At 59.3% G+C, this 270-nt stretch carries 1 pseudogene; it reads left to right on the forward strand.

From position 1 onward, the window contains the following. A pseudogene (locus tag EOB49_RS35340) lies at positions 1 to 270 on the forward strand (sugar ABC transporter substrate-binding protein); the annotation flags it as partial.

A 270-nucleotide genomic window follows, 5' to 3' on the forward strand; every position in this document is an offset into this window, starting at 1 on the left:
CCGGCGCCAAGGTCAACATCCTGACCAAGAAGAACGGCTTCGACATCGACAAGGAGCTCAAGTCCGACATCGCCTCGGGTAGCACCAACTGGTGCGTCGGCTGGAACCATTCGTCCTTTGCGCCGCAATATACGGGCCTTTACACCGACCTCAGCAAATTGCTGCCCAAGGAAGAGATCGACGCTTTCGTGCCGTCGACCATCAAGTCGGCAACCATCGACGGCAAGCTGGAGATGCTGCCGCGCGCGCAGTTCGACGTTTCGGCGCTCT

The sequence above is a fragment of the Mesorhizobium sp. M7A.F.Ca.MR.148.00.0.0 genome (assembly GCF_003997735.1).
In the GTDB taxonomy this organism is placed as follows: Bacteria; Pseudomonadota; Alphaproteobacteria; order Rhizobiales; family Rhizobiaceae; genus Mesorhizobium.